The sequence below is a fragment of the Streptomyces pathocidini genome, from assembly GCF_001418495.1.
Classification (GTDB): Bacteria; Actinomycetota; Actinomycetes; order Streptomycetales; family Streptomycetaceae; genus Streptomyces; species Streptomyces pathocidini.
The window spans coordinates 1-2,462 of the sequence record NZ_LIQY01000509.1 but is presented as its reverse complement, the minus strand read 5'-3'; the positions used below and the strand labels follow the sequence as shown (position 1 = coordinate 2,462).

Genomic DNA, 2,462 nt, shown 5'->3' with positions numbered 1-2,462 from the left:
ACGACCGGCTCGCCGGGCTGCTGGAACCCGCCTCCACCGCGCTGCTCACCGTCGAGTGCCAGCGGGGCGTCGTCGGGCCGGAGAGTGCGCTGCCCGAACTCGCCCGGGAGGCCCGCTCGTCCGGCGCGCTCGGCAACGTCGCCCGGCTGGTTGCCGCCGCGCACGGCGCCGGGGTGCAGGTGCTGCACGCGGTGGCCGAGCGCCGGCCCGACGGGCGGGGCGCCAACCGCAACGCGCGCCTGTTCCGCGCCGCCGAACGGTTGCCCGTACAGCAGCTGTCCGGCTCGACGGCCGTGCGGATCGCCGATCCGATTCCGGTCGCGGGCGAGGACCTGATCGTGCGGCGGCTGCACGGACTCTCCCCGATGGCGGGGACGGACGTCGACGCGCTGCTGCGGAACCTCGGCTGCCGCACGCTGGTGGTCACCGGGGTGTCGGCGAACGTGGCGGTCCCCAACGCCGTTTTCGACGCGGTGAACCTCGGCTACACCGCCGTCGTCCCGGCCGACGCCATCGCGGGCGTCCCCGCGGACTACACGACCGCGATGGTCCGCAACACCCTCGCCCTGGTCGCCACCGTCACCACGACGGACGCTGTCGTGGCCTGCTGGCAGGGGGCGGGAGGCCTGGGCCGGTGCGGTGAGCGGCGGCCGGACGGCTGATGGACGGCGGCGGGCTCAGCCGAGTTTGATGGAGTCCCCTTCCACCGTGATCTTCGCGGCGGGCAGCGGCCTCTTGGCGAGTCCGGCCTTCACGCTGCCGTCGGCCACGGCGAACCTGCTGCCGTGGCAGGGGCAGTTGATGGTCCCGTTGGACACGTCGTTCACGGGGCAGCCCGCGTGCGTGCAGATCGCGGAGAAGGCCTTGAACTCGCCGGCGGTCGGCTGCGTCACCACGACCTTCTGGTCCGCGAAGATCGTGCCGCCGCCCTCGGGGATGTCGCTGGTCTTGGCGAGCTCCGTGCCGCTGGAGCCGCCGGTTTCGCCACCACATGCGGCGAGCGTGGCGGCGAGCCCCGCCGCGCCGGCCGCGGCGACCACCGCCCGGCGGCTCGCGGTCCGGCCCGTGCCCTGAGATCCCGTCATGGTGGTAGTGCCCTTCGTTTCGGGTGCCGGTGGTCGGATCGATCCTCGCGGATCGTCTTGGTCGGTAGGTCGCGGGGTCCGGTGTGGCAGGGGCAGGGTTTCGGAGGGGCCGGACGGAGGTTGTGGTGGACGGCGGCTGTTGTGGACGGCGGCTGTGGTGGACGACTCAACGATCGGTACGGACCATGGCGCCGAGGTGTTCAGCCCCGCCCACCATTTCCTTGAACCCTCACGCATTCCTCACCGTGCCGGCGCCTGGCGCGGGAAGCCGAGTCGGCAGACGAGGAGATCTTCGGCGGCTTCCCCCGCCATCGCCCGTGGCCGGTCCCGGCAGCGGCGTCGCGCCGTCGCCGGGGCCGCGGACGGCGCGGCCTCCGGCGTGCGCCAGGTCAGTTGGGGCCGGACCAGTAGGCGTCAGCCCACCGCTTCGCGTCAGGGCTGAATTCGACCTCGACCTTGTCGGCTGCGTCGGGCGGCAGCGAGAAGGCGTACTTGCCGACGGCCTTCTTGCCGGGCAGGACGTAGCCGGTGATGACCTTCTGGCGTCCGCTTCCGTCGATCACCAGCTCGGTGGAAGCCCCGTTGGCGTCGTTGACGTTCGGCAGGCCCGTTTCGACCGAAAGCCGCTCCGTGCCGGTGTTGACGACGGTGACCGTCACTTCGACGGCCTTGTTCCCCTTCGCGTGGCCGAGGACGAAGTCGTCCGGGATGAACGGCCGGGGCTTGGCCACCGTGACCTTCAGTCCGTTCCCGAAGGTGTAGGCCGCACCGAAAGACAGGTGCCGGGCCTTCTCCTCCGCCTTCTTTCGCTTTTTCTCCGCGGCCGCGGAGGCCTCCGCCTTGTCGGCCTCCGCGCGGGCGTGCTCGGTGGCCTCCTTCACCGCAATGACGGTGAACACCCCACCGCCGACCGCGAACAGCAGACCGACTACGCCCAGGATCACACCGGTCAGAGCCATCGCCCTGTTGGTCGCCAGCCCCTTGCGCGCGTGGCTCAGACCGACGCATCCGAAGACCACGGCCAGCAGGGCCGGTAGCCAGGACATCCAGAACAGGATGATGACCAGGCCGAGGGCCACGCCGACTATGCCGAGCACCAGGGCGGTGATCCCCATTCCGTTGCGGGGCTGCGGCGCCGGCATCGGGTACGACGGCCAGTGCGGAGCGGCTGGTTCCGATGGCCGGGGGCTCCACGGGTCCTGGGCGGCCGACCCCTGGCCCACAGGATTCTGGTCGCCGGGCGGAGCGGGAATGGTCATGAAATGTCCTTCAAACAGGCCGAATCTGACAGCCTGATGACATTATCAGTCGTGTTTATTCATTCCTTACCTCTCGTGAAGCGGAGGCCGGGCGTGGAGAAACGGCGATGCACAGCGC

The 2,462-nt window shown here is 70.8% G+C and carries 3 protein-coding genes; 1 reads left to right on the top strand and 2 read right to left on the bottom strand.

The features are described from left to right. Positions 1-662, top strand: a 662-nt coding sequence (locus AOK16_RS21565) for a cysteine hydrolase family protein (RefSeq protein WP_079101634.1), incomplete at its 5' end; no start/stop codon positions are given. A gap of 15 nt (positions 663-677) precedes the next feature. Here AOK16_RS21565 and AOK16_RS21560 read toward each other — a convergent pair. Next, the gene (locus AOK16_RS21560) at positions 678-1,085 is read right to left on the bottom strand and encodes a Rieske (2Fe-2S) protein (RefSeq protein ID WP_055473838.1); all 408 of its coding nucleotides are present in this window, start codon (positions 1,083-1,085) and stop codon (positions 678-680) included. 389 nt (positions 1,086-1,474) lie between these two features. Then, positions 1,475-2,200 (bottom strand): DUF4190 domain-containing protein, encoded by a 726-nt coding sequence (locus AOK16_RS21555; RefSeq protein WP_240483685.1) that lies wholly within the window; start codon positions 2,198-2,200, stop codon positions 1,475-1,477. Positions 2,201-2,462: the final 262 nt, after the last annotated feature.